This is a genomic window from Cupriavidus phytohabitans (genome assembly GCF_017815025.1).
GTDB lineage: Bacteria > Pseudomonadota > Gammaproteobacteria > Burkholderiales > Burkholderiaceae > Cupriavidus.
The window spans coordinates 1-5,529 of the sequence record NZ_JAGIQB010000123.1; the positions used below are offsets into that span (position 1 = coordinate 1).

4 protein-coding genes are annotated in these 5,529 nt (G+C 57.4%); 1 reads left to right on the forward strand and 3 read right to left on the reverse strand.

All coding sequences use genetic code 11. The annotated features are described in order from the left end of the window. Positions 1-546: 546 nt before the first annotated feature. Positions 547-2,937, forward strand: coding sequence for a lanthionine synthetase LanC family protein (locus J8I34_RS33110; protein ID WP_209808416.1), 2,391 nt, complete (start codon positions 547-549; stop codon positions 2,935-2,937). On the opposite strand, the gene J8I34_RS33115 is transcribed toward J8I34_RS33110, so the two are convergent. Genes J8I34_RS33115 through J8I34_RS33125 form a run of 3 tightly spaced genes read right to left on the reverse strand, consistent with a single transcriptional unit; the run spans position 2,930 to position 5,281 of the window. Then, complete coding sequence (locus tag J8I34_RS33115; protein WP_051320691.1) at positions 2,930-3,838, reverse strand: 2OG-Fe(II) oxygenase; 909 nt, start codon at positions 3,836-3,838, stop codon at positions 2,930-2,932. The two genes, J8I34_RS33110 and J8I34_RS33115, sit on opposite strands and share 8 nt — an antisense overlap. After that, positions 3,835-5,019 (reverse strand): hypothetical protein, encoded by a 1,185-nt coding sequence (locus J8I34_RS33120; protein ID WP_209775071.1) that lies wholly within the window; start codon positions 5,017-5,019, stop codon positions 3,835-3,837. Before J8I34_RS33120 ends, J8I34_RS33115 begins: the two co-directional genes overlap by 4 nt. A gap of 28 nt (positions 5,020-5,047) precedes the next feature. Next, entirely contained in the window at positions 5,048-5,281 is a 234-nt protein-coding gene (locus J8I34_RS33125) for a hypothetical protein (RefSeq protein ID WP_209808418.1), read from the reverse strand. Positions 5,282-5,529 lie beyond the last annotated feature (248 nt).

Below are 5,529 nucleotides of genomic sequence, written 5' to 3' on the forward strand. Positions count from 1 at the left end.
CGTCACAAACCTCATCGACATGCTACTTACAAGGCTTTTTGATGCCTATCTGTTGGTGCTTATCTTGGGTGGATTGGGCGAAGCCTCCCCTGAGTCGATTCGCAGATTATCCGTCGCTAGAAAGGTACGCTGAAAGAACGCGGGTGAAACTCTGGCATGCCACCATGCGCCATAAGCGCCCGTTATCGTGCCTTATCGCTTTCCCCCTTGTTGCTATCCGAGCGCCGCTCATTCAGGCACCCCGCTTGTCTGAGTGAACGGGTGGATGTTCTTGTCTCGCAGACGTGACCGAGCCTTCAAGCGGCGTGCTACGGCCCCACGTGGCGGCAACTTACCTGCGGCAGACTTGAGCGCGATCTGGTGCCGCGGCGGCTAACCGCGCGGCCATCCGGCGGGTCGTGATGGACTGGCAACGAGCGGGATGGCTGTTCCTACAAAAAAATCATAGATGTCTTTGATGGCAGCCTAATATACGTGGGTAACGCGATCTATTTTTCTATGCGAGCCAGGACGAAATGCGGCAAGTTCTGGCTCCGATGCCAGGTAATGAACGCGACCATCAGACTCCTTCTCCCTGAGGATGTAGCGATAGCTCCAGTCGCTAATCTGCCCTCAGAGTTGGGGCGCCGTGTTTCCAATGAGTCTGGCGACTTCTATGTGACGCGTGCGCATACCCGCTCGGGATCAATCATCGTCGATGCACAGACTGCCGCGCTGTTGGCGCACTTCCGTTCGCCGTCGACGGTAGCGGATGCAATCCTGGCCTATTCTCATGCGAACGAACTGGATCCGATGCGCACGCTCGACGCCGCGTTCGCTATGCTGACCGAACTGGTCGCCGCAAGGGTGCTAGTACCGGCCGAGTCGATCCTGGCCCAGCCCATTGCGTCGTCATTGTCCGTGGGTGAATTTGTAGGAGACGTCGAGATTCTCGAGGCCATCCATCTTCTGGATGACACCGAGGTCTACCGTGGACGTTCCGCTGACGGAACCGCTGTTGCGCTCAAGATTGTGGGAGCCAACATCAGGCGGAATACCACCGCCACCATTCACCATGAAGCCAACGTCCTGTCATGCCTCGATGGGAAGGTTAGCCCTCGCCTGATGGCCGCCGGCCGAGTTGATGGAAGATCGTTCATTGTGATGACATGGGTTTCTGGGGTAGATTTGTACCGCGCTGCAGCGGAGGCGCGTGCATTACCTGAACCGGGACGCAGCGACACACTACTGAAGCTTGCCGAGCAGGTGCTTCGATCGTATGCGCATCTTCACTCGCAAGGCGCATTGCACGGTGATGTTCATCCCCGCAACATAATTGTTGACGACAGCGACAAGATTACTGTCCTCGATTTTGGCCTTGCGGTCATGCCGACTGCCGGCGCAGTGGGCTTGCACGGTGGTATCGATCTATTCCTGGCACCGGAAATCGCCGAAGCAAATCTTGCATCCGTAGAGAGACCGCTGCCATCACTCGCTTCGGAGCAATACTCGATTGGAGCATTGCTTTACTTCCTTCTTACCGGCGGCCACACGCATTCTTTTTCGCTAGAGGAAGATGCCATGCTGGGTCAGGTGATCAATGAGCCACCTCAACCGTTCTCTCATCACGGAGCCGACAGCTTCCTCTGCCTGGAAAGTTGCGTCAACCGTGCGTTGGAAAAAGACCCGGCAGATCGTTTCTCGTCCATAGAAGAAATGCTGCTATCGTTCCTGCAGGCTTCGGCGCGAAAACAGCTCGTAATCCCGCCATACGCTCTCAGCAACGACCCGTCGCAGATACTGCTGGACAATGTGCTCAACCGCTTCCGCGTACCCGGGCGCTTGTACCGCGACGGGTTAGAAGCACCGACAGGATCGATCACTTACGGCGCGGCAGGGATCGCCTATTTCTTGCTGAGAATCGCGCGTAGCAGAAACGACGAAACCTTACTTGCTGCCGCTGACCAGTGGCTGACCCGCGCGGCATCTGCAATATCGAGCAACGCTACCTTTTGGAATTCCGAGCGTGGCATTGTGCCGGAGGTCCTCGGGCAGAGCTCCTTGTTCCATCACGCCTGCGGCATTCATTGCGTGCAGGCCCTCATTGCCCATGCGCGTGGCGATGATGTCGCACAGCAGCACGCGCTGGAAGCTTACTTCGCCGCTAGCGAACTATGCGATCAGCTCGACGTTGCGTTTGGTCGGTCGGGATTGTTGATTGGTTGTGCCATGCTGTTGGACATAATGCCCCCACATCTCGAGTGCGATGCTTTGCTTGCATTGGGGCAGAGACTGCTGCATGGCATCTGGACACAATTGGATGCTCACCCGCCGTTGGAGAAAGTTTCGCAGGCGACGCTGGGCGCGGCTCATGGATGGTGTGGGTTCCTTTTTGCCACCATGCGATGGTGCGAGGCGTCTGGCACCGCAGTGCCGCCGCGCTTGGTCGAGCGACTGCAGCAACTTGCGGCTCTCGGACAACCTTCAGGCCGCAGCATGTTGTGGCCACGAAAGATCCCCCATACAGCCACTACCGGAATACTCTCAGCCAGTTGGTGTAATGGTGCCGCAGGGTACGTCCATCTTTGGACGACGGCATATGAACTGCTCGGCTCTGACTTCCAATTCGAGCGCCTTGCCCGCATGGCTGCATGGCATGCCTACGATGGACCGTCCGATGCCCCAGGGGACCTGTGCTGTAGATTGGCCGGACGGGCGTATGCGTTGTTGCGGCTCCATGGGTCTACTGGGGAGTCGGTGTGGCTGGCTCGCGCCCGGGTACTGGCGAAACGTGCCGCCGAGAGTCCTGGATTACCCCCGAATCGGCTGAATAGTCTTTTTCATGGCGACCTCGGCATTGCCCTGCTCGCCGCGGATCTAGCTGCACCTGAGTTCGCCTGCATGCCATTCTTTGAAGACGAGCATTGGCCGAAGCGGGCAGTATCGTTGACTATCTGAGAGGCCGCGGGCCAGTCAGCCAGATAACGAGCGTCCAGCGGACACCGCCGGTAATCATCGCTGCTCTATGCATGACGAAAGATGGAAACACGACGACATCGCCTATGTCGGCATGCAACTGGTTGTCGATCGCATCGCCATAGAATATCTCAGTTCCGCCACCCTCCATGTCTTTGTTTGCGCTGAGTTGCAGAACGATCGAGATCTTGCGAACGCTGGCATCCTTGGAGCCCAGATCCATATGCCAGTTGTATTGCTGCCCCGGTGTGTAACGAGTGAGCTGAGCCATCCCCATCTCTGGCGAGAGCTCGAATTGATATGCCTTGTTGAAGCGCTGTGCTGCCTCCCACAGCCGCGAAAAAATCCATTCAGTTCTTTCGCTTCTTGGGACCCAAAACAAGTGGCAGTCTCTGACGGGATCGCCGGACTGATAATCGATCCTGCTGGCGACCATGCTGTAGCCAGCGTGCAGGGAAACGATCGACCGGCACTCCTCCTCGCTGAACTGCCTTCTGTAGATTTCATAGTATCGATAGGTCTGCCATTCACTGTGAATGCGCGGAACAGGCTCCGTCAAATGCGCTTCAGCGGGCACCAGCATCATCGCGGCGACCAGATCCGCTAGCACGGCGAACGCATCGTCCAGCGTGCGCATCGGATCCAGTTCGTTCTTACGACAGAAGTTTGCGATTGCATCCACCACAGTCGTCGGCGAACGGAACTGTGCCAACAACGCCGCGGTGTCTGCATCGACAACAAAGGATTCTGCCCCGTCGGTAGGTCGCGTCACAATGAAGTCGTCGGGCTCATGTGCAATACCGCGACTCAGATCTGGAGGAAGGTTGGCGACCGGCGCCACGACCACATCCTCGGGGAGAAGAAGCGTTGTTGTCGCGTTCATGCCCTTTCCAATGCTGCCGGCCACATCCCGTCGGCCGGAATCCATGTGTCGGTATCGATCCCCGCGAGGCTCAGACGTTCGAGCGCATACTGCCAAGGCTCCATCGTGCTTAGCGCGGCGGTCCTGGCCGAAACAAGATACTCGGCGAGACGCCAGGTTACCCACATTCGCCAGCTTGTCGTTCGCTCGCCTTTGGTGGCGCCATGCGGCGGATCGGCGCCCCAAGAGAGGAGCCCATTCTCCGAAGCCGCGGCGCTAAACGGAACACCGTGCGCCGCGCAGCCGGAAAGGCGAGTGCGAAGGAGGTCGGCAAATCTATAGAGATCATCCAACTGAGCGAAATAAACCACGATCTTGTCCGGCCGGGAAATTCCCCAAAGTCCGACACCAACCTTGAAACCGGTGACTCCTTGCGTGCGAGCCAGTGCGCGGATTAGCGTCTCCAATGCTTCTGGCATGTCATCCACGACAGGACTCAAATAGAGCTTGAAGCTGGCTCTTTGCGCAGTCTCGCGGGGCGGCTCGGATTTCGAAAGCCACTGCCACCAGAATTCCAGAGCACCATGTGAGACCGATACATGCGTCCAATGACGATGGAGCGAGCGAGCCAAGATGCCTTCCTCAGCAATTCCCAGGAAACGGGCTACCGCTGCAGGATCGTTGAGCCGCCTTTGAAGCTTGGGGGACACCGGCTTCCGGCCATAGGAGTACAGGCGACGCCCAAGTTCGGTTTGGGGAAGGCAGCTCAACTCCTGTCCATACCGAAGTGCAGACACCGCCAGATCAAAGTTGCAACTCCGGCTCGAGTGGCTACGCAGCGTTCCAAACAGTTCCGCCACCTGCGGACCACACGTGAACTCATTGCTGATCAATATCTGCAGAACACCATCCAGCAAAAGCCTCTTTATGGTGGGCTCAAGGTCGTGACCGAGGCGGCGTAGCGCATAGCGTGGTAACGGACCCGCTTCGAGAAGCGCTGTGAATAGCAAAGCCGTTTCACATGATACTGCGCGCCAGCCTTGCGCGCTGCCACCTTGCGGAACGAGAGCGCCATACAGGTCTTCGGAGCAGTCGGCTTCATGAAGTTGGCGTCGATCTGGCTCGCTGAGCCGATCTACCAGCACCAACTTGTAGTCTGGATTCGCTCGAAATATGGAATTTTCATGTAGGCAGCATTCCATATGTCTCCGCTTCCGCCAATCCGCGCCCTTAGTTGTTCTTGCCCTTTTTCTTCAGTTCCTTTTCGACGCGCTCAACGTCTGCCAATTTTGACTGAACCCGCTTCTTCGCCAACGTAGTAGCGTCATCGGCGAGCTTAAGCAGCTTCATCTTCAGTTCAAGCTCTTCCTTGAACAACGGAAGATCCTCCGGAGACAAAAGCGCCTGCTCAGTCGGGTTGACGACTTCATCCCATGGATTAAGTCCGAAGAAATTGCTGGGCACCCCACAGGGCGGAGCGCCTTGAGGACGAATCGGGGGAGGCGGCGGGCAGACAGCAGATTGCGGTGAGTCGCTGCACCCTGCATCACAGCCCGCGGCGATATCTAGCGGGTCGCCGGGGTTCAGAATCGATCCGGAGTTTCCACAGGGAATTTGTATTCTTACGCGCTTCGCTCTAACAGGCTGCTGAAGTACTAGCCGCGCAAAAAGCGAAGCTTGCCTCTACAAGGCTGAAGGGCTCGCTATTTTTC

Excerpts from the sequence above, each read along its gene's own strand:
- J8I34_RS33110 (WP_209808416.1), top strand. The coding sequence starts at position 547 with ATGAACGCGACCATCAGACTCCTTCTCCCTGAGGATGTAGCGATAGCT.
- J8I34_RS33115 (WP_051320691.1), bottom strand. The coding sequence starts at position 3,838 with ATGAACGCGACAACAACGCTTCTTCTCCCCGAGGATGTGGTCGTGGCG.
- J8I34_RS33120 (WP_209775071.1), bottom strand. The coding sequence starts at position 5,019 with ATGGAATGCTGCCTACATGAAAATTCCATATTTCGAGCGAATCCAGAC.